We start from the raw sequence: 18931 nt of genomic DNA, 5'->3' as shown, positions 1-18931 counted from the left end.
CTACTCGCTACTCGCTACTCGCTACTCGCTACTCGCTACTCGCTACTCGCTACTCGCTACTCGCTACTCGCTAATCGCTACTCGCCTGAAGATCGGCCAGCAGCTCGTCAGTCGGCCAGCCATCGACAGGCAGCTTGAGACGTATCTGTTCCTGGCGGATGGCTTCACGAGTGTTGGTGCCCAAAATGCCGTCGATGCCGCCGACGTCGTAGCCCTTGTCGGCCAGCTTCTGCTGCAGCTGCTTCATGGCATCGCCTGTCAGGCCCGGGTCGGGATTGCCGCGATCGAAGGCGGGCTGGCCGGCGAGACGCGCGGCAAGATGGGCCGCGGTCAGCGTGTAGGTCGCCGACTGGTTCCACTCGAGATAGACATCGTAATTGTCGTAGGTCAGGAAAGCCGGACCCTTGCGGCCCATTGGCAAGACGATTGCGCCCTTGAGCCCATTGTCCTTGAGCGGGCTGCCGTCGCGCATGGTGACGCCCATTTCGGCCCATGTGGCCAACGGCTGCTTGTTGGTACGGCCTGTCTGTTCCCAGGCCATCTCGGCGGGAACCCGAACTTCCTCGATCCACGGCTCGCCGCGCTTCCAGCCGCGCGACTGGATCTTCTTGCCGGTGGTCAAGATGACGTCGGCCGGGCTGTTGCGCAGGTCGACAATGCCGTCGCCGTCGCCATCGACGCCGCGCGCCAGATAGTCGGTGGGCAGGATTTGGGTCTGGCCGATTTCGCCGGCCCATGCACCCTTGACGTCGGCGGGCAGGACGTTGCGGTCGATCAAGGTGATCAGCGGGATCACCTGCGGGCGGAACAGGTCAGGCCGGCGGCAGTCATGCGCCATCGTCACCAGCGCGTTGAGCGAGTTGAAATTGCCCTGCACCGCGCCGAAATCAGTCTCTAGTCCCCAGAACGCAGCAATCACCGGTCCGGGCACGCCGTAGTCCTGTTCGGCGATGGTGAAGTACTGGCCATATTTCTGCAGGTTGGCGGCGCCGTGCTTGAGCCGGTAGTCGCTGATCATGCGCTCGGAGAACTGGGTGAAGGTCTGGGCGAAGACGCCCTGGGCGCGATCACGTTCCAGCACTTTCGGGTCGAGCGCAGCGTTGGCCAGAGCCGCAAGCCCCTGTTCGCCGACGCCGGCGGCACGGGCCTCATTGGCAAGGTTCTGCTTCCAGGTGGCGAAGTCGTCGCCACATTCCGAGGCGACCGCAGGCGCGCCCTGGGGAACGGCAGCGGTATCCTGGGCGATCGCAGGCGCGGCCGCTGTGGTCAGAAGTACGGCGACCAGCGCCTTGCTCAGCAGTTTCATGGGCAGTTCTCCTGCGTGGCCCGTCACGTCAAGGCTTTCGCGCAACGTCGAAAGCAGCCGGACGGCCAGCTTAATGTCTTGCCGCGCCTTCTACAGAAACGGGGCGAGGGCCGCACCCCCTCTTCTTGTCGCATCTGCCATGCGAAATGCGCAGCCCGGTAGTGCAGTCCAGGCTATTTTGTGTTGGCGGCGAGCCACTTCTTCCAGTGCTGCTCGGTGCCGTTGAACACGTTGATGTCGGCGTCGCCCTTGATGCCCGGCACGACACCGGTGCCGGTGTATTGCCAGAAGGTGAAGGGGTGGCTGCCGTATCTCGTGGTCGGGTGACCGGCGACCGAACGCAGCCAATAATGATAGCTTGGGAACGTCGACAGGTTGTTGTCTTCGAAGAAGTCGATCGACGTGTAGATGATAGGCTTTTTGCCGTAATGCTTTTCGACGATGTCGAGGAAGATCTTCATCTCGCTGCGCACGGTGGCGGGAGGCGGACGCAGCTTGCAGGTCGGCGACTGTGGGTTCCATTCCATGTCGAGGATGGGTGGCATCGAAGAGCCCTCCCTTGGCACATTGTTGATGTACCAGCTTGCCTGCTCGGCTGCCGGACGGCAGAAATAGTAGAAGTGGTACGCGCCGCGCGGCACGCCGGCCGCCTTGGTCCCGCGCCAGTGCTCTCCGAAATAGTCGTCGACGCGGTCGCCGCCTTCGGTCGCCTTGATGAAGGCGAAGGAGATGCCGCTGCCCTTGGCCTTGGCCCAGTCGATCGAGGTCTGGTACTTCGACACGTCGGTGCCGTGGATCGCGTAGGTCCAGGGCGCGCCGCTCTCCCACTGATGCGGATCGCTGTCGCTGAAGCGTGGGTTCTTGACCGACACGCTGGCAATGGTTGTCGATTTGCCGGTGGGGGCAAGGGACAGGGTGTCTACGGTCGAGCAGGCGCCGAGGAAGGCGAGCAGCACAAGAGCCGAAACGCGGCGCATTACTTCTCCTTGGACCAGCACAGCCGGTCAGAGCTTGTCGTTATGGGGTTGGCCATGTGGCCAGCTTCTACTTCGATGGATCAGCGGTTTCCCCTAGACACCGCCTATCCCCTCCTGTGATCGTCGCCGATCATGGTTGATAAACCGTTGATCGTGCTCGACAGCCTGAAAGATTTGCGTGAGGAATGACGGCAATTCCATGGCGGAAGCATGATGCCGGGGGCGGGGACGCAATGCGCGTAGCGGGCAGAATCCTCAAATGGCTGGTCGGTCTGGCCGTCCTGGCGGTCGCCGGTCTTTCGGCCTGGCTCTACTTTGCACCGCCTGATTTGATCCGTGTCGGCTCCGGCTATGCCGCCAAGATCGTTTGTTCCAACGCCTTTGTTGCCGGCCGCGACGCCAATCAGGTGCTTGCCGACGATGTCCAGGCGCCAGGGCATCCGTTGCTCAAACTGATGTCGGTCCATGTCGACCAGAGTGCCGGCACCGTGCGTGCCGGGTTGTTTGGCGTATTTGGCAAAGGCCTCGCGGTTGTTCATGACGGGGTGGGCTGCGCCAACGTGCCGGATGGCGATCTGAACGCCGCAGGACTTGGGGCCGTGCCGGCGGCACCTGCCGCCAATGGCGATGCTCTATGGCCGGAAGGCGAGCGGGTCGAGGCGTCGCAGCATCCTGCGATCAACACGATCCTCGACGATGCGGCGCTGGCAGGGCCAGGCATGCGTGCCATCGTCGTCGTCCAGAACGGCAGGATTGTCGGCGAGCGCTATGGAGAGGGGTTCAGCGCGGCGACCCCACTGCTCGGCTGGTCGATGACCAAGACGGTGACGGCCGCTATCATCGGAACGCTGGTCGGCGAGGGCAAGATGTCGGTCGATGAGACCGCGCTGTTCGAGCCCTGGAAGGGCGACGGGCGGGCTGCGATCAGCCTTGCCGACCTGATGGCGATGTCGAGCGGACTCGAATTCAACGAGGACTATGGCGACGTCACCGATGTGACCCGTATGCTCTATCTCGAGCCTGACATGGCAAGCTTTGCCGAGGCTAAGCCTTTGGCCCATGAGGTCGGCAAGGTTTTCTCCTATTCCAGCGGCACGACGATTTTGTTGTCACGGCTGTGGCAGGATGCGGTGGGCGACCCTGCCAAGGCGCTGGCCTGGCCGCGCGAAAAGCTGTTTGGCCCGCTCGGCATGACCAGTGCGGTGCTGGAGGCTGACGCGCGCGGCACTTTTGCAGGTTCGTCCTATCTCTATGCCACCGCGCATGACTGGGCGCGCTTTGGCCAGTTCTTGCTGCAGGACGGTGTGTGGAATGGGGCACGCATCCTGCCGGAGGGCTATGTCGGGTGGATGCGCGAAAAGGCGCCGGCGTCGAACGGGAGATACGGCCGTGGCCAGCTCTGGCTGCGCGGGCCCGAGGGCGGCACGCCGCCGGGTGGCAATCCCGATGCCAGCTTCGATCTGCCGGCAGACGCGTTCTGGATGCAGGGCCATGACGGGCAGACGGTGGCGATCGTTCCTTCGGCCAATATGGTGGTCGTCAGGCTCGGTCTGACGCCATCGAAGCTGCACTACAAGCCCCAGGCCATGCTGGCGGCGCTGGTTGCGGCGCTCAGATAGGCTTTTGTCCTCCGACCACGATAAGCAAGGCATAACCGCGATAAAGCGCGGTGAAGCGGAAGCCTTGTCCTGCCGCTTGGGCCTGGCTGGCGATTTCGCTGGCAAGGGTTTTGCGCGGAGTGACATGGAAACGCGCCAGCCAACCTTTGAGTAGGCTTCGGAACCAGCCGGGCAGGCGCTCCTGCTGGCCGAAATCGACGATGTGGACGGAGCCGTTGGATGCTGCCAATGCGGCCGAAACCGAGCGTTCCCAGCCCGGGATCATCGACAGCGCATAGGAGATGAAGACACGGTCGAAGCCGGTTTTACCGAATAGGGCTTCAGTATCGAACGCGGTCGCATCGGCCTGTGCCACGGTGATGCGGTCGGACAAACCCGCCTTGGCGATCGAAGCCCTGGCCGTCGCCAGCATCTCGGCGGAGATGTCGAGGCCGTAAAAGTGCGTGTCGGGAAAGCGGCGGGCAGCGAGGATCAAATTGCGCCCGGTGCCGCAGCCAAGCTCCAGCACGGTTCCGCCGGCTGGCGGATCGAGTTCCGCGATCATGCGGTCGCGGCCGAGCAGATAATATTTGCGCGTCAGGTCGTAGATGTGGCGCTGATGCCGGTAAACACCGTCCATCAGCCCGGAATGGCTGGCCAGAAGCTCCGGTGCGCTCATCAGGGCCTCTTCACATAGAGATGGAAGCCGCCATAGATCGCGGAATGGTCGCGGGCGGTGAAATCGCGCGACTGGGCGTCTTCATAGCTCCACTGGTCGAGCAGAGCGGGCGAAAGCCTACCTGGCAAAAGGCTCGGCTCGGCGGCGGTGCGGAAAATGACGCGGGCGCCAGGAGCGGATGTCCGGGTGATTTCGCTCCACAGCGCGTTGAGCTGGGCGTCGCTCATCCAGTCCTGCGCGTCGAGCAGGACGAAGCGGTCTGTCGTTGCGGCGTCCTTGCCGGCGAGGAATTCGGTGAAATTGGCGTGATGGATGCCGACGCGGCCGATATTGCCGCGGATCGTCGCGTAGTTGGCCTGTTCGAGATAGGCGGGCAGGGCGGCTTCGCCTGGAGCGGGATAACGCCGCGCGAAAGCCTGCCAGGCGAAATAGTTGTTTTCGAGCGGGAAATCGCAGGCGAGTTTTTCAAGGCGTGCCTTGAGCACGCCGGCCATGGAGCCATCGCCTGAAGTCAGCAGCGAGTCGTACTGCGCCGGCGGGATGCCCAGGCCGAACAGCGATGATTTGCGCGAGGTGACGAAGCGCAACATGCGGCGTTCGAAGACGGGTGCGATCTTCTCGTCGAAGAAGCGGCGCTGCTCGTTTTGGCTGCCGGTCGCCATGATGGCGGCGGGGTCGACGCCATAGAGTTTGGCCACGCGATGGCCAGCAGCGATGAACAGGCCGAGAAGCCCGGTCTTGTAGAAATTGCCGTCGAAGGTGGCGATGCGGCGCTTGCCGCGCCAATTGCGGCTTTCCCAGTAGTCGCGGCTCGATGGATCGAGATGCGGGGCGATGAAGCGGTCATAGGCGTGCGAGTTGTGCTCGACATTGGTTTCGCCGAAGAACCGAAACAGATCGGCCTGCGACGGCAAATGGCGAACTGCCGCGAGCTTCATCTTGTTGAGTGCGATGTGCGCACCGTTGAGGTCGACGGCATCAACACGGGCAGGCGAGCGGGTGAGGTAGGCGAGGATGTTGCAGCCGCCTGATGCGATGGTGACGACCTTGTGGCCCTCGGCGAGCTGCATCGCCTCCATGTCGACATCTGGGTCTTCCCAGATCTGGGGGTAGACAAGATCGGAAAACAAAAAGGCAAAGAGCCGCTCGGACAGCCCCTGCTTGGAAAGGGCGCGGTTTTGATAGACCGCCTTGCCAACTTTCTTGCCGCGACGAAAGACAAGTTCTCCGGAAACGTCGGTCATGGAAATGCGATTCCCCGCTTCGTTGTTGGCGCAGTGGGTAGCGCACCGGCGTGACAGCGCGGTGACGCGGCGATGACGGCGACGCGACATGGTGGGCCGTCGGCTATGTGACAACCGGACACCGAACGTTATGAAACCGGTCGGCTTGCCGCGCATTTTCCCTCCGACAGCCCGCTTGCGGGTCGTTTTGGAAAGGAAATTGTTATGAAAAAGCTCATTCTCGCGTCTGTTTCTGCCATCGCTCTATTTGGCATTGCCGCCTGCAGCGACAGCAACACCGACAGCACCACCACCGAGAGCGTGAAGCCGCCTGTTACCGAGCAGCCGGCGCCAGCCACCCCGGCGCCCGCAACGCCTCAGGCCGCGCCGCCGGCAACCGACAATTCGACGACCCAAGGCATTACGCCGACGCCTGAAACAGGCACGGGCGGCGACATGCAGAACCACGATGCGATGCAGCCGAAGCCGGCAGAGCCGGCGGCGCCCGCGCAGTAGGTTAGCGGGAGGAGGAAAGGCCGGGGCTCAGTCTCCGGCCTTTTTCTTTGGGTCAGCGCGCGACGCGGGCACGTCGGCCCAATGCGACGATGGCGATGACGGCGAGCGCGAAAAACACGGTTTCGCCGCTGACATGCTCCTTCAGCAGGAAGGCCGAGATGGCGAGCGTGACGAAGGATTGCAGCAGCTGAACCTGGCTGACGCGGGCAATGCCGCCCATTCCAAGCCCGACATTCCAGGCAAAGAAGCCAAGGAACATCGAGCCGAAGCTCAGATACAGGAACGAGAAAGTCGCGGCGCCCGAGGCACTTGCGAATTCCGGATGCCAGCTCAAGATCGCTCCAGGGATCGAGATCGGCGCGGTGAGGATCAGGGACCAGCAGATGACCTCCCAGCCGGGCATGTGGCGCGACAGCTTGCCTGACACGACATAACCCAGGCTTGCGGAAAGCGCCGCGAGGAACAAGAACATGTCGCCGGTTGTCAGGCTCATACCATTGTCGCGCATGGCAAAGGCCACAACCAGGGCAGCGCCTGCGACACCGCAGATCCAGAAGAATACCGAGGGCCGCTCACCACCGATCAGTGCAGCGAAGATGCTGGTCACCAGAGGTAGCACGCCGAGCACGACGCCGCCATGCGAGGCCGGCACAGTCTGCATGGCGATGGAGGAGAAGATCGGAAAGCCGAACACCAGAAGCAGGCCGGCGAGGAACAATGCCGGCGCATCGCCCCTGGGAAGGCGCTTGCGCAGGATCACAAGCAGCAGTGCGGCGGCAAGCGAGGCGACCGCGGCGCGGCCATTCGTTACGAACCACGGCGAAAATGTCGTCAGCGCAACGCGAGTCGCCGGCAAGGTGCCGCCGAAGATGACAACGCCGAGCGTGCCAAGGGCAAGGCCGATGGTTTCGCGGGAAAGCGTCTTTGCCGGGTGGGTGGTGTTGCGCGCGTCCATGGCGCAATTCGATAGCGGGACTTTGCTTTTTCGTCGTGCACTTTCCTTTGGTCCAGTTTTTTGGTCCAGATGCACGTGTTGCCGACAAAGTTACCCTTATGCGCAAAGTCATCTCGCATTTGCGAATGTTTCATCCTAAGAAGCGGCCATGTCGATTTGGGACCGTCTCGGCGACTTCATCGCGCGTATCTCGGCTTCGGCGGCAAACGGCGTCGCCGATGTCGTGGAGGCTGTCCGCACCATCTTTTCAGGCGATGCCGAGCTGCGCCGCCGCGTTGCCTTTTCGGTGGCGATGATCGCGCTGTCGGCCAAGATGGCCAAAGCCGACGGCGTGGTGTCCCAGGACGAGGTTCGCGCCTTCTACGAGATTTTTGCCGTTCCGCCCGAGCACGCGCGGGATGTAGCGCGTCTCTATGATATCGCCCAGAAGGATGCCGCCGGCTTCGAGTTCTATGCCGAGCGCATGGCGCGGCTGTGCGGCTCGGGGCACACGAACTGCGGCATGCTCGAGGATATTCTCGACGGTTTGTTCCATATCGCCAAGGCGGATGGAATGCTGCACCAGCGCGAGAGCACCTTCCTGCACCGCGTGTCCGAGATATTCCGCATCGAAGAAGCGCACTACCAGACGATCCTGGCGCGCCACCTCGACCTTGGCGAGGCTGACCCCTATCGCGTGCTCGGCATCGAGCGCGGCAGGTCGTTTGAAGATGTGCGCAAGCACTATCGCAAGCTTGTCGCCAGCAACCATCCCGATAAGCTGATTGCGCGTGGCTTGCCGGAGGAGTTCATCAGGATCGCCACGACGCGCATAGCTGCGATCAACGCGGCCTACGAAATGATCGAAAGGGGATTGCGGCACGCATGAGCGGTTTTCAGCCCGACCACCCGCATGCCGAGGTACGGCTTTCGCCTAATTTCGGGCAGCGGAAAGACGGGATGACACCTGACATGATCGTGCTGCACTACACCGGCATGGCAACAGGCGAGGGCGCCGAAGCCTGGCTGTGCAACCCGGTGAGCGAGGTATCATCGCACTATCTGGTGCATGAGGATGGTCGCATCGTGCAGATGGTGCGCGAAGGCGACCGCGCCTGGCATGCCGGCAAGAGCTCCTGGCGCGGCCAGTCCGACATAAACTCCTGTTCGGTCGGCATCGAGATCGTCAATCCSGGCCACGCGCTTGGTTATCGCTCCTTTCCCATGCGCCAGATGGAAGCCGTGATTGCGCTCTGTCTCGGCATCATCGAGCGCCATGATGTGTCGCCCGAACGTGTTCTGGCGCACTCGGATGTCGCCTTGGGACGCAAAGTTGACCCAGGCGAGAGGTTTTCCTGGAAGATGCTGCATGAAGCCGGCGTAGGTCATTGGGTCGCACCGACGCCGCGTAATGGGCACACGATATTGCAACCGGGCGATACCGGTTCCGCCGTGGAGGAGCTGCAGTCGATGCTGGCGCTCTATGGCTACGGCGTCGAGATCACAGGCCGTTTCGATGCCCAAACAGCGGTAACTATCCAAGCTTTTCAACGACATTTCCGCACAAGCTGCGTCAATGGCATGGCGGATGCCTCGACATTTTCGACCTTGCGCCGACTGCTTTCATCGCTTCAGGGAAGTCTTGACTAGCTCAGGTAGCTGATTCGCCAAGATTACAACTTGTCACGCTTTGTGACTTGGCTGGTCATTTTTCGCTCCAGTTCCCCCCGCAAATGCATCTTTGTGCAAGGCGCCGGATAAATCCTGCCAATGCCCCGAAGAGGGCCCCCGGCGTCAGGAAGGGATGCTGCGCGTTGTTTTCGCGCGGCCTATTCGAGAACAAGGATAATATGAAGAATCTGACCGTTGTTGCGGTGGCATTAGCCGCCGGCCTAACTTCTTTTGCCGCTCACGCCCAAGAGGGTGCTGTGATGGCCTCCAAGGCGATCATCGAAGCCACCACAAAAGCCAAAATGAACAAGGCTGCCGATGATTGCCCCTATCTCTTCTGCAGCAGCTCCAAGAAAGAAGCTGCCGTCGACGACTTCAAGACCGCATCGATCGGCGCCAAGGGTGCCAAGACCGTGAAGGACCAGGCGGAGAAAGCTGCCAAGGCCACCAAGACAAGTGCGCCTTACGGTGATATCGTCGCGCGCTATGCCTCGTCCTATGGCGTTCCAGTCTCGCTTGCCCATGCTGTGATCAGCGTCGAAAGCAATTATCGTCCGAACACGACTGGCCGGGCTGGCGAAATTGGCCTGATGCAGATCAAGCCGGCGACCGCACGCATGATGGGCTATTCCGGTTCGGCAAAAGGTCTCTTCAACCCCGAGACCAACATCAAGTTCGGCATGAAGTACCTCGCCAAGGCCCATGAGCTTAGCGGTGGCACGACCTGCGGCACGATCCTCAAATACAATGCCGGTCATGGCGCCAAGCGCATGAACCCGACATCTGCCGCCTATTGCAAGAAAGTGCAGGCTCGTATCGGTCGTTAACGCACGCGACAGAATGGTTCCCAGGGAGGCGAATGTTTTCGTTTGCCTTTTGCCTTGCGAACCATTCTATACGCCTTGCCAGCTGGCCGGGCGGCCGCACCTGCAATTGCCGAAAGGTGGTGGGTGAGGAAAGTCCGGGCTCCATGGATACACGGTGCCGGTTAATGGCCGGCGGGGGCGACCCCAGGGAAAGTGCCACAGAAAGCAAACCGCCGCGGTTTCCGCGGTAAGGGTGAAAGGGTGGGGTAAGAGCCCACCGCGCGACTGGCAACAGGAGCGGCACGGTAAACCCCACCGGGAGCAAAACCGAATAGGGGTGGTATGAGGGGCAACCCTCAGGGCTGTTTCCGGCTCACCGCCCGGGTAGGTTGCGTGAGGCGCATGGCAACATGCGTCCAAGATGAATGGTCGCCACGTTCCCGCACCGCAAGGCGCGGGGGCCATACAGAACCCGGCTTATAGGCCAGCTGGCGCTGCCTTTTGCCCATGTCTTCAGTGTCTTGCGGCGATCTTTGCGCGTCTTGATTCAAGGCGCGGGGATTACGCGGCAATAGACGCGCTTGCTGCATTCTTGAAGATGGTACGATTTGATCGTACCATCTTGCAAACAAGAGCCGCAGCCATGGGCCATGTCGACAAACGCAGCATCACGCTTTCGCCCGAACTCGCCGCCGCCGTCGATGGTGCGGTCGATGCGGGTGAATATGCCTCCGCAAGCGAAGTGATCCGCGACGCATTGCGGCTGTGGAAAGAGCGCCGCGACCTTTTTGGCTACACCGTCGAGGAATTACGCGCGCTGATTCAGGAAGGCATCGACAGCGGACCTGGTGAGGATGGTGCCAGTTTCATGGCGCGCCTTACAGCCAAGTATGAGGATCTCGAAAAACGTGAAGGCGGCCGATGAGCTATCGGCTGACGCCTCAGGCCATGGCCGATGTAGAGGCGATCGGCGACCATATCAGCATAGCCCATCCGCAGCACTTCGCCTCATACGACGCCTCGCAGACCGGTGGGAACTGCTCGCGACCCAGCCCTATTCAGGTGCCTCGCGTGAAGACGTGTCGTCAGGCGTGCGGCATGTAGTTGAGGGCGAATACATCACCTTCTACCGACTCATCGACAGGGAGGTGGTCATCCTCCGGGTCCTGCACGGCCGGCGCAACATCACAGGCGACGACGTCGCTTCGTAGGCGTTCAAGCGACGATCCTGTCCAGCGACGCCTTGATCGCCTGCCACAGTTCCTCAACCGGTTCGCAGCCGACTGAAAGCCTGACAAAACCTGGCGGCACGGCATCGCCGCGGCGCGTGCGCCGCTCGGCAACGGTGTGGACGCCGCCAAACGATGTCGCTGCATGCACCAGTTCGCAGCCGTTGATGAAATCCTCCGCCTTGTCTTCCGAAGCCACCACGAAGCTGATGAGAAAGCCGAAGCGTTCCATCTGGGCACGCGCCAGATTGTGCGACGGATCGCCCTCCAGGCCGGGGAAACGGATCGAGCGGACCGCCGGGTGAGCCTTCAGGCGCGGGGCGATGATCTCGGCCGAGGAGCACATGCGGTCGAAGCGCAGTTCTAGCGTTTCGAGGCCGCGATGGACAAGCCAGGCCTCGAATGGGCCGGGTATGCCACCTGCTGTCTGGCGCCAGTCGGCGACCGCGGTGATGATTTCGGCGTTGCGGCTGGCGACGTGGCCGAAGAGCACGTCTGAGTGACCATTGGGTGCCTTGGTGTCGGCGGCAACGACGATGTCGGCGCCGAGATCGAGCGGGCGCTGGCCAAAGGGCGTCATGGTGGTGTTGTCGACGACAAGCAGGCCGCCGGCCTTGTGCACGGCCTCGGCAACGGCGGCGATGTCGCAGATGTCGAGCGTCGGGTTGGATGGGCTTTCGACAAAGACGAGGCGATAGCCGTCGAAACCGCCGTCGAGAAGCGATGAAGTCGGCCTGACGTCGCAGGTCACTCCAAAGGCACCGAGGAAGCGGTCCGCCAGGATCCTGGTGGTGTGGTAGCCGTCGGACGGCAGAAGAATGCGCTCGCCTGATTTGAGCAGGGCGAAAAACACCGCCGAGATCGCGCCCATGCCCGACGGAAACGCCATGCATGGCGCGTCTTCCAGATGCCCCAGCATCTCTTCCACCGCATCCCATGTCGGATTGGAGAAGCGGCCGTACTGGTTAAAGCCCGTGGCATCGCCCGGTGCATGAAAAATCGCCGCCATCGTCAAGGGCAAGGGGATGGGGTCGCCGACGGAAAGCCTGGCACTGCGCAGGTGGGCGAGCGAGGCGGCGCGGGAGTTGGATGCGTTCGTCATGGTTTCTGGCTTTCCGGGCAGGGACCTTCACGGCGACGCTAAGGCGACTGAAGCACCCGGGCAAGGGTGCTGGGCGCGCTGGGCCAGTTGATAACCCTTCGTTAGCCTTAATGGATCATAAAAAACGGGACGCCGCGAAAGGGCCCAAAAGGCTGGTCGTGGTGTCCGAGTGTACCCTGTTCCCGTTGACGCCCATATCACCCCATGTTATCCCAAATCGGTAACCATGATTTCGTTCCAGTAGAGGGTGAGGCGTTCGCTGATCCGGTAGCCGCGGCGGCTTCGGGTGGCGATGCGTTGTCGATCGACGGAGGCAGTCTGGGATTGCGCCGGGCCATTGGGGCGCGGACGACGATGAGGGGCGCGGCCGCGAAAGTGGCCGGATCAGACGATGGATCGGTTTCTGTCAAATGCGGTCAACAGGATCGATGCGAAGGGACGGGTCTCCGTTCCGGCGCATTTCCGTGCCGTATTGCAGAAGCGCGGCTACACGGAACTCTATGCGCTGAGGGCGCTCGATGTTCCCGCGCTGGATGTCGGCGGTCTCGACCTGCTCGACCGCTACGAACAGCGCATCGCGCAAGAAGATCCGTTCCTGCAGACGGCGGACGATATGTCCTTTTTCATCCATGGCGACAGCACCTTCCTGAAGCTCGATCAGGACGGGCGCATCTCGGTCTCGGATTTCCTGCGCGAGCATACCGGGATCAGCACGGACGTGGCCTTTGTCGGGCGTGGACAGTTTTTTCAGATGTGGGAGCCCGAGCGGCTGCGCGCCCATGGCGCGGAAGTCCGGACGCGGCTCTTGAAGCTTCGGCAGGGGACGAAGCCTGGGGAGCGACCGGAATGATGGCGACTCACGGCGATGACCACGAGGGCGGCCGGGCCCGCCACATCCCGGTTCTCCTCGCCGAGGTCTTGACTGCGCTCAATCCGCAGCCGGGCGACGTGATCGTCGATGGGACGTTCGGCGCTGGCGGCTACACCAAGGCCATCCTGGCAACTGGTGCGTCGGTGGTGGCGATCGACCGCGATCCGGACGCCATTGCTGCCGGGCGCGAACTTGAAGCGCAATCGGGCGGCAAGCTGCGGCTGGTGCAGGCGCCGTTCTCCAGCCTCGACGAACATGTCGAACTGGCAGACGGCGTCGTGCTCGACATTGGCGTATCCTCCATGCAGCTTGACCAGGCCGAGCGGGGCTTCTCGTTCCGTACCGACGGTCCGCTCGACATGCGCATGGCCAAGGCCGGCGCCAGTGCCGCCGATATCGTCAATCGCTTCAAGACGGGCGATCTGGCGCGCATCTTTGGTTTCCTCGGTGAAGAGCGCCATGCCGGGCGCATTGCCCGCATGATCGAAAGCCGCCGCGAAAAGCGTCCGTTCGAACGCACGCTCGATCTGGCCGACGCCATCGAGACCCATATCGGCCGCGCGCCCAAGGACAAGATCCATCCGGCGACGCGGGTGTTCCAGGCGCTGCGCATTTACGTCAACGACGAGCTTGGCGAGCTGGCGCGCGCGCTGTTTGCAGCCGAACGTGCGCTCAAGCCCGGCGGGCGGCTTGTCGTCGTCACCTTCCATTCGCTGGAAGACAGGATCGTCAAGCGTTTCATCACTGACCGGTCGTCCAGCCCGTCGCGCTCGCGCTACATGCCCGAACTCGAAACCATCGTCACGACTTTCGACAAGGCGGGCGGTGCGGTCGGGCCAAGCGACGCCGAGACGGCCATCAACCCGCGTTCGCGCTCGGCCAAGCTGCGGGCGGCCGTGCGCACCGCTGCTGCGCCACGCGGCGAGGACTTTTCCATTTTCGGACTTCCGAAACTTCCCGACGTCAGTCAGTCGGGAGAAAGGTGAGCCAATGTTCCGCACCAGTGACATCGTGCTGATCGCCGTCATGGTTGGCGCCGCGGCATTCACCTACAAGACCAAGGACGAGGCTGAAAACCAGCTCAAGGCCGTCAACAAGATCGAGGCGCAGATCCGCTTCGAGGAAGACACGATCGACCTTTTGAAGGCCGACTGGAGCCTGCTCACCCAGCCTTCGCGCCTGCAAAAACTTTCGCGGGCCTACGAGTCCGAGCTCAAGCTTCAGCCATTGGATGCCCGCCAGATCGTCGGTCTCAACGACCTGCCTGTGCGGCCGCTGTCGATCGAAGACATCACCCGAGAGCGTTTCGGCGGTGTTGCCGAAGCCGCCCAGGACCAGACCGTGACTGGAGGGATTGCCCGATGATCGGCTGGTTCGGCAAAAAACGCGGCAATAGCGAAGGCAAGGACACGTCGATCGTCGTCGACAGCGCGCGCAAGGCGAATGGCGGGCGCACACGCAACCGCGTCGTCATGACCATGGCGGTGTTTTTCGGCATCTATGCGACGATTGCCGGACGCCTCGTCTATCTCGGCATGCTGGACCCTGAAATGTCGGGCGGGCCTGAATCGCGTGTCACCGCCTCGCGTCCCGACATCGTCGACCGCAATGGCGAGGTGCTTGCCACCGACATCAAGACGGCTTCGCTGTTTGCCGAGCCACGTCGCATCGTCGACGCCGACGAGGCGATCGAGAAGCTGTCGACCGTGCTGCCCGATATCGAGGTCGAACAGACCTATCTCAAGCTCAAGAGCGGCACCGGCTTTGTCTGGCTCAAGCGCCAGCTGACCCCCAAGCAGCAGGCCGAGATCATGCAGCTCGGCATTCCGGGCATCGGTTTCCGGACCGAAAAGCGCCGCTTCTACCCCAGCGGCGAGACGACATCGTACATCGTCGGCCTGACCAACATCGACAACAAGGGCATTTCCGGCCTCGAAAAATACATAGACGACCAGGGGCTTGCCGACCTGCAGGCTTCGGGGCTGGCGATCGCCAAGGACCTCAAGCCGGTCAAGCTTTCCATCGACCTGCGCGTCCAGCACATCGTGCGCGACGAGATCCAGTCGGCGATGGAACAGCATAGAGCGCTGGCGGCCGGTGCGGTGGTGATCAACGTCAAGACCGGCGAAATCCTGGCCATGGGCTCGGTGCCCGATTTCGATCCCAATAATCCATTCAACGCTCAAGACAAGGACCGGATGAACCGCATGTCGGCGGGCCTGTTCGAGATGGGCTCGACCATCAAGAGCTTCACCACCGCGATGGCGCTGGATTCGGGCAAGATGTCGCTCAACAGCACCGTCGATGCCAGCCGTCCGATTACCATTGGTCGCCAGACCATCCGTGACTTCCATGGCAAGGGTCGCGTGCTGACGGTCCCGGAAGTGTTCATCTTTTCGTCCAACATCGGGTCGGCCAAAGAGGCTGACGTCGTCGGTATCGAGGGACACCGCGAATTCCTCAAGCGCCTGGGTCTGCTCGACCGCCTGCAGACCGAGCTTCCTGAATCCGCACGTCCCACCGAACCGAAGGTCTGGAAGAAGGTGCACTCGATCACCGCGGCGTTTGGACACGGATTCTCGACAACGCCGCTGCAGACGGCGGCCGGGGCGGTTGCGTTGATGAATGGCGGCCGCTACATGACGCCGACCTTCCTGCCGCGAACCTTGGAAGAGGCAATCGCTGTCTCAAGGCAGGTGGTAAGCGAAAAGACCAGCGAAGACATGCGCTATCTGTACAACCTGAACGCCACGGCGCCAGGCGGTTCCGGCAAGCGCGCTACGGTTCCCGGCTATCGCGTCGGCGGCAAGACCGGTACGGCTGAAAAGGTTGTCAACGGGCGCTATTCGAACGAAAAGAACTTCAACGCCTTCATCGCAGCCTTCCCGATGGACGATCCGCAGTATTTGGTGCTGACCATTATCGACGAGCCGAAAAAGGAAGGCTCGACCCGTTCGGCCACAGCCGGCTTCACCGCAGCGCCGATGGTCGCCAACATTATCCGGCGCTCGGCACCACTGCTTGGCGTCAAGCCAGAATTCGGCCAAGAAGTTGGGGCAACGCTGGCCTCCTATCCTTGATTCTTGCGGCGCGCCGTGGTGGCGCGCCACTTTGTATGTAGCGAACGGAACTCGATGAAACTATTTGACCTTGCCGGTATCCTGCCCGTCGATGGGGTTCTGCCCAGAGATGTCGAGGTGAGCGGGGTTTCTTCGGATTCACGGCAGGTGAGTGCCGGAACCGTCTTCTTTGCCGTTTCGGGCAGCAAGGCCGATGGCGCGGCTTATGCCGGCGACGCGGCCAAGCGCGGCGCGGTGGCTGTCGTGGCCGCCAAAGGTGCCGACCTTGCTTCGGTTGGCGTGCCAGTTATTTCGGTCGACGATCCGCGCCAGGCATTGGCGCTCACAGCGGCCAAGTTCTACGGCCGCCAGCCCGAGACCATGGTTGCCGTCACCGGCACCAGTGGCAAGACTTCGGTCGCAGCCTTCACCCGCCAGATATGGAAGCATGCCGGTTATGCCGCCGCCAGCATCGGCACGACGGGCGTCGTTGCGCCCGGGCGCGACGAATATGGCCAGCTGACGACGCCGGACCCGGTGGCGCTGCACAAGCTTCTTGCCGAACTCGCCGATTCAGGCGTGACCCATGCCTCGATGGAGGCGTCGAGCCACGGCCTCGACCAGCGGCGCCTCGACGGCGTGCGCCTGGCAGCCGGCGGCTTCACCAATCTCGGTCGCGACCACATGGACTACCATCCGACGGTCGAGGATTATCACCGCGCCAAGCTGCGCCTGTTCGACACGCTCCTGCCCAAGGGCGCGCCAGCTGTCATCTTCGCCGACGATCCGTGGTCTGAGCCGACCATCAATGCCGCGCGTGCCGCGGGTCTCAACGTGCTGACGGTCGGCCGTAGCGGCCAGTTCCTCGCCCTCAAGCGGGTCGAGCACGAACGCCACCGGCAGCGCGCCGAAATCGAATGCGGTGGGGTGATCTATGAGATCGACCTGCCATTGGCCGGCGATTTCCAGGTTTCCAACTCGCTCGTCGCAGCCGGCCTAGCGATTGCCACTGGTACCGATACCGCCAAGGCGCTTGCAGCGCTTGAGCATCTCGAAGGTGCGCCCGGCCGTCTCGATCTCGTCGGCACCAAGGCGAACGGCGCGCCGGTCTATGTCGATTATGCCCACAAGCCTGACGCGCTGGAAAACGTGCTGGCAGCCGTCCGGCCGTTCACCACGGGCCGCGTCATTGTCGTGTTTGGCTGTGGTGGCGACCGTGACAGGGGCAAGCGCCCGATCATGGGCGAAATCGCCGCCCGTCTGGCCGATATCACCATCGTCACCGACGACAATCCGCGCTCGGAGTTGCCTGCAACCATCCGCGCGGCGATCATGGGCGCGGCACCGGGTGCTGTCGAGATCAGTGACCGCCGCCAGGCCATCCAGGAAGCCGTCGGCATGCTGCATGCGGGCGACACGCTGATCGTTGCCGGCAAGGGGCACGAAGTGGGGCAGACCATCGGCAGCGAAACGCTGCATTTCTCCGACCATGAGGAAGTCCGCAAGGCGCTTGCCGGAGCAACGGCATGAGCCTTCTGTGGACCTCCGACGCTCTCGTTGAGGCAACAGATGGTCGCCCGCTCGGCCAGATGCCCGAAGGTGTCACTGGAATTTCCATCGACAGCCGCAGCCTGAAGCCCGGCGAAGCGTTTTTCGCCATCAAGGGCGATGCGATGGACGGCCACGACTTCGCCACCGCCGCCATTAAGGCCGGTGCTGGCCTTCTAGTCGTTGCCGAAGGCAAGCTGCCGGCGCTCGGTCGGCTGAGCGCGCCGATGATCGTTGTGCCCGACGTGCTCGCGGCACTTGAAAAGGTGGGCATTGCGGCGCGTGCCCGTTCGCGGGCGCGCATCATCGCCGTCACCGGTTCGGTCGGCAAGACCTCGACCAAGGAAGCGCTGCGCCACGCCTTGTCGTCCGTCGGCAAGGTGCATGCGTCGGCCGCCTCGTTCAACAATCACTGGGGCGTGCCGCTGACGCTGGCGCGCATGCCCGAGGATTGCGAGTACGCCGTCTTCGAGATCGGCATGAACCATCCCGGCGAGATCAGCCCGCTGGTGCGCATGGTGCGCCCGCATATCGCGGTGCTGACGCTGATCGCTGCCGCTCATCTCGGTTTCTTCCGCAGTCTCGACGAGATCGCCAGGGCCAAGGCTGAGATATTCGAAGGCGTCGAACCGGGCGGGGCGGTGCTGCTCAACCGCGACGACGGCCGCTTCAAGCTGCTCGAAAAATTCGCCCGCGCCTCCGGCATCGACAATGTCATGAGCTATGGCGAAAACGCCCGCGCCAACTTCCGCCTGCTCAAATGCACGCTGGAGGCCGATCATTCGATGATCGTCGCGCGCATCGGCGGCCGCGATGTTCCGGCCCGCATCGGCGCACCGGGGCGCCACATCGTCCAGAACGCGCTCGCCGTGCTGGGTGCCGCCCATCTCTGTGGCGCCGACGTTCCGACTGTTGCCACAGCGCTTGCGTCCATGACGGCAGAGAGCGGGCGCGGGCAGCGCCATATCCTGCAGCTTCCGAATGGGCCGGTCACGCTGATCGATGAAAGTTACAACGCCAATCCGGCTTCGATGAAGGCGGCGATCGAACTGCTCGACGCAACACCGATCTATGGTGCCGGCCGACGCATCGCCGTCCTTGGCGACATGCTGGAGCTTGGCAGCCATTCGGCCAAGTTGCATGCAGCGCTTGCCGAGCTTATCGGTTCAACAAGGACCGACATGGTTTTGATGGCCGGGCCGGAAATGAAGGCACTTGCCGATACGCTGCCCGAGGGGTTCAGGGCGGAGTATCGCACCGGTGTCGAAGAGCTGAAATCCGTCCTCTTCAAGACGCTTCAGCCCGGCGACGCCGTCATGATCAAGTCATCAAAGGGCATTGGCTTCAACCGGCTGGTTGACGCGCTCATCAAGACATTCCCGGCGCAGGCCGGCAACACAACACCGACCTGA

19 protein-coding genes and 1 other RNA gene are annotated in these 18931 nt (G+C 62.6%); 14 read left to right on the top strand and 6 right to left on the bottom strand.

Annotated elements, in window-relative coordinates; genetic code table 11:
• Positions 1–70 precede the first annotated feature (70 nt).
• Together AC1DWF_RS07350 and AC1DWF_RS07345 are read right to left on the bottom strand one after the other, a co-directional pair.
• Complete coding sequence (locus AC1DWF_RS07350) at positions 71–1306, bottom strand: lytic murein transglycosylase (protein WP_476788503.1); 1236 nt, start codon at positions 1304–1306, stop codon at positions 71–73.
• A gap of 173 nt (positions 1307–1479) precedes the next feature.
• A complete protein-coding gene (locus AC1DWF_RS07345) occupies positions 1480–2283 on the bottom strand; it encodes a glycoside hydrolase family 25 protein (RefSeq protein ID WP_476782067.1) in 804 nt (267 codons plus the stop codon).
• Between the two features lie 233 nt (positions 2284–2516).
• On the opposite strand from AC1DWF_RS07345, the gene AC1DWF_RS07340 reads away from it, so the two are divergent.
• A complete protein-coding gene (locus tag AC1DWF_RS07340; RefSeq protein WP_476782066.1) occupies positions 2517–3902 on the top strand; it encodes a serine hydrolase domain-containing protein in 1386 nt (461 codons plus the stop codon).
• Here the strand turns inward: AC1DWF_RS07340 and AC1DWF_RS07335 are convergent.
• Both AC1DWF_RS07335 and AC1DWF_RS07330 read right to left on the bottom strand, forming a co-directional pair.
• The gene (locus tag AC1DWF_RS07335) at positions 3895–4560 is read right to left on the bottom strand and encodes a class I SAM-dependent methyltransferase (RefSeq protein ID WP_476788502.1); all 666 of its coding nucleotides are present in this window, start codon (positions 4558–4560) and stop codon (positions 3895–3897) included. The two genes, AC1DWF_RS07340 and AC1DWF_RS07335, sit on opposite strands and share 8 nt — an antisense overlap.
• Complete coding sequence (locus AC1DWF_RS07330) at positions 4560–5804, bottom strand: BtaA family protein (protein ID WP_476782064.1); 1245 nt, start codon at positions 5802–5804, stop codon at positions 4560–4562. Before AC1DWF_RS07330 ends, AC1DWF_RS07335 begins: the two co-directional genes overlap by 1 nt.
• Positions 5805–6008: 204 nt before the next feature.
• Between AC1DWF_RS07330 and AC1DWF_RS07325 the strand changes: the two genes are divergently transcribed.
• Positions 6009–6299: a hypothetical protein gene (locus AC1DWF_RS07325; RefSeq protein WP_476782063.1), complete on the top strand. Its 291-nt coding sequence runs from the start codon at positions 6009–6011 to the stop codon at positions 6297–6299.
• A 52-nt stretch (positions 6300–6351) separates the two neighbouring features.
• On the opposite strand, the gene AC1DWF_RS07320 is transcribed toward AC1DWF_RS07325, so the two are convergent.
• A complete protein-coding gene (locus AC1DWF_RS07320) occupies positions 6352–7254 on the bottom strand; it encodes a DMT family transporter (protein WP_476788501.1) in 903 nt (300 codons plus the stop codon).
• Between the two features lie 148 nt (positions 7255–7402).
• Here AC1DWF_RS07320 and AC1DWF_RS07315 point away from each other — a divergent pair, with 148 nt between their 5' ends.
• The 6 genes from AC1DWF_RS07315 (at position 7403) to AC1DWF_RS07290 (ending at position 10921) form a co-directional block, all read left to right on the top strand.
• Entirely contained in the window at positions 7403–8122 is a 720-nt protein-coding gene (locus AC1DWF_RS07315) for a TerB family tellurite resistance protein (RefSeq protein WP_476788500.1), read from the top strand.
• Positions 8119–8883, top strand: coding sequence for a peptidoglycan recognition protein family protein (locus AC1DWF_RS07310; RefSeq protein ID WP_476782060.1), 765 nt, complete (start codon positions 8119–8121; stop codon positions 8881–8883). Before AC1DWF_RS07315 ends, AC1DWF_RS07310 begins: the two co-directional genes overlap by 4 nt.
• 200 nt (positions 8884–9083) lie before the next feature.
• Positions 9084–9731, top strand: a complete 648-nt coding sequence (locus AC1DWF_RS07305) for a lytic transglycosylase domain-containing protein (RefSeq protein ID WP_476782059.1) — start codon at positions 9084–9086, stop codon at positions 9729–9731.
• Positions 9732–9809: 78 nt separating this feature from the next.
• Positions 9810–10206, top strand: an RNA gene (rnpB, locus tag AC1DWF_RS07300) — RNase P RNA component class A.
• 147 nt (positions 10207–10353) lie between these two features.
• Positions 10354–10635, top strand: a complete 282-nt coding sequence (locus tag AC1DWF_RS07295; RefSeq protein WP_476782058.1) for a type II toxin-antitoxin system ParD family antitoxin — start codon at positions 10354–10356, stop codon at positions 10633–10635.
• Positions 10565–10921 carry a type II toxin-antitoxin system RelE/ParE family toxin gene (locus tag AC1DWF_RS07290; RefSeq protein ID WP_476782057.1) on the top strand — a complete coding sequence of 119 codons (357 nt, stop codon included), beginning with the start codon at positions 10565–10567 and terminating at the stop codon, positions 10919–10921. Before AC1DWF_RS07295 ends, AC1DWF_RS07290 begins: the two co-directional genes overlap by 71 nt.
• Before the next feature lie 4 nt (positions 10922–10925).
• Here AC1DWF_RS07290 and AC1DWF_RS07285 read toward each other — a convergent pair whose 3' ends face one another.
• Positions 10926–12041 (bottom strand): cystathionine gamma-lyase, encoded by a 1116-nt coding sequence (locus AC1DWF_RS07285; protein ID WP_476782056.1) that lies wholly within the window; start codon positions 12039–12041, stop codon positions 10926–10928.
• A gap of 391 nt (positions 12042–12432) precedes the next feature.
• Here AC1DWF_RS07285 and mraZ point away from each other — a divergent pair, with 391 nt between their 5' ends.
• The 6 genes from mraZ to AC1DWF_RS07255 are packed head-to-tail and all read left to right on the top strand — an operon-like array spanning position 12433 to position 18931.
• Positions 12433–12891: a division/cell wall cluster transcriptional repressor MraZ gene (mraZ, locus tag AC1DWF_RS07280; RefSeq protein WP_476782055.1), complete on the top strand. Its 459-nt coding sequence runs from the start codon at positions 12433–12435 to the stop codon at positions 12889–12891.
• Positions 12888–13898, top strand: a complete 1011-nt coding sequence (rsmH, locus tag AC1DWF_RS07275) for a 16S rRNA (cytosine(1402)-N(4))-methyltransferase RsmH (protein WP_476782054.1) — start codon at positions 12888–12890, stop codon at positions 13896–13898. The genes mraZ and rsmH overlap by 4 nt, the downstream gene beginning before the upstream one ends.
• Positions 13899–13902: 4 nt before the next feature.
• A complete protein-coding gene (gene ftsL, locus AC1DWF_RS07270; protein ID WP_476782053.1) occupies positions 13903–14277 on the top strand; it encodes a cell division protein FtsL in 375 nt (124 codons plus the stop codon).
• Positions 14274–15992 carry a peptidoglycan D,D-transpeptidase FtsI family protein gene (locus tag AC1DWF_RS07265; protein WP_476788499.1) on the top strand — a complete coding sequence of 573 codons (1719 nt, stop codon included), beginning with the start codon at positions 14274–14276 and terminating at the stop codon, positions 15990–15992. The genes ftsL and AC1DWF_RS07265 overlap by 4 nt, the downstream gene beginning before the upstream one ends.
• Before the next feature lie 54 nt (positions 15993–16046).
• Entirely contained in the window at positions 16047–17501 is a 1455-nt protein-coding gene (locus AC1DWF_RS07260; protein WP_476788498.1) for a UDP-N-acetylmuramoyl-L-alanyl-D-glutamate--2,6-diaminopimelate ligase, read from the top strand.
• On the top strand, positions 17498–18931 hold the full coding sequence (locus AC1DWF_RS07255) for a UDP-N-acetylmuramoylalanyl-D-glutamyl-2,6-diaminopimelate--D-alanyl-D-alanine ligase (RefSeq protein WP_476782050.1): 1434 nt from the start codon (positions 17498–17500) through the stop codon (positions 18929–18931). The genes AC1DWF_RS07260 and AC1DWF_RS07255 overlap by 4 nt, the downstream gene beginning before the upstream one ends.

It is taken from the genome of Aminobacter sp. P4_D5 (assembly GCF_056401815.1).
The sequence above is the reverse complement of the archived record's forward strand: the minus strand, read 5'-3'. Positions and strand labels throughout refer to the sequence as shown.

Coding starts and splice junctions, on each gene's coding strand:
- AC1DWF_RS07350 (WP_476788503.1), bottom strand. CDS start 1,306: ATGAAACTGCTGAGCAAGGCGCTGGTCGCCGTACTTCTGACCACAGCG.
- AC1DWF_RS07345 (WP_476782067.1), bottom strand. CDS start 2,283: ATGCGCCGCGTTTCGGCTCTTGTGCTGCTCGCCTTCCTCGGCGCCTGC.
- AC1DWF_RS07340 (WP_476782066.1), top strand. CDS start 2,517: ATGCGCGTAGCGGGCAGAATCCTCAAATGGCTGGTCGGTCTGGCCGTC.
- AC1DWF_RS07335 (WP_476788502.1), bottom strand. CDS start 4,560: ATGAGCGCACCGGAGCTTCTGGCCAGCCATTCCGGGCTGATGGACGGT.
- AC1DWF_RS07330 (WP_476782064.1), bottom strand. CDS start 5,804: ATGACCGACGTTTCCGGAGAACTTGTCTTTCGTCGCGGCAAGAAAGTT.
- AC1DWF_RS07325 (WP_476782063.1), top strand. CDS start 6,009: ATGAAAAAGCTCATTCTCGCGTCTGTTTCTGCCATCGCTCTATTTGGC.
- AC1DWF_RS07320 (WP_476788501.1), bottom strand. CDS start 7,254: ATGGACGCGCGCAACACCACCCACCCGGCAAAGACGCTTTCCCGCGAA.
- AC1DWF_RS07315 (WP_476788500.1), top strand. CDS start 7,403: ATGTCGATTTGGGACCGTCTCGGCGACTTCATCGCGCGTATCTCGGCT.
- AC1DWF_RS07305 (WP_476782059.1), top strand. CDS start 9,084: ATGAAGAATCTGACCGTTGTTGCGGTGGCATTAGCCGCCGGCCTAACT.
- AC1DWF_RS07295 (WP_476782058.1), top strand. CDS start 10,354: ATGGGCCATGTCGACAAACGCAGCATCACGCTTTCGCCCGAACTCGCC.
- AC1DWF_RS07290 (WP_476782057.1), top strand. CDS start 10,565: ATGGTGCCAGTTTCATGGCGCGCCTTACAGCCAAGTATGAGGATCTCG.
- AC1DWF_RS07285 (WP_476782056.1), bottom strand. CDS start 12,041: ATGACGAACGCATCCAACTCCCGCGCCGCCTCGCTCGCCCACCTGCGC.
- mraZ (WP_476782055.1), top strand. CDS start 12,433: ATGGATCGGTTTCTGTCAAATGCGGTCAACAGGATCGATGCGAAGGGA.
- rsmH (WP_476782054.1), top strand. CDS start 12,888: ATGATGGCGACTCACGGCGATGACCACGAGGGCGGCCGGGCCCGCCAC.
- ftsL (WP_476782053.1), top strand. CDS start 13,903: ATGTTCCGCACCAGTGACATCGTGCTGATCGCCGTCATGGTTGGCGCC.
- AC1DWF_RS07265 (WP_476788499.1), top strand. CDS start 14,274: ATGATCGGCTGGTTCGGCAAAAAACGCGGCAATAGCGAAGGCAAGGAC.
- AC1DWF_RS07260 (WP_476788498.1), top strand. CDS start 16,047: ATGAAACTATTTGACCTTGCCGGTATCCTGCCCGTCGATGGGGTTCTG.
- AC1DWF_RS07255 (WP_476782050.1), top strand. CDS start 17,498: ATGAGCCTTCTGTGGACCTCCGACGCTCTCGTTGAGGCAACAGATGGT.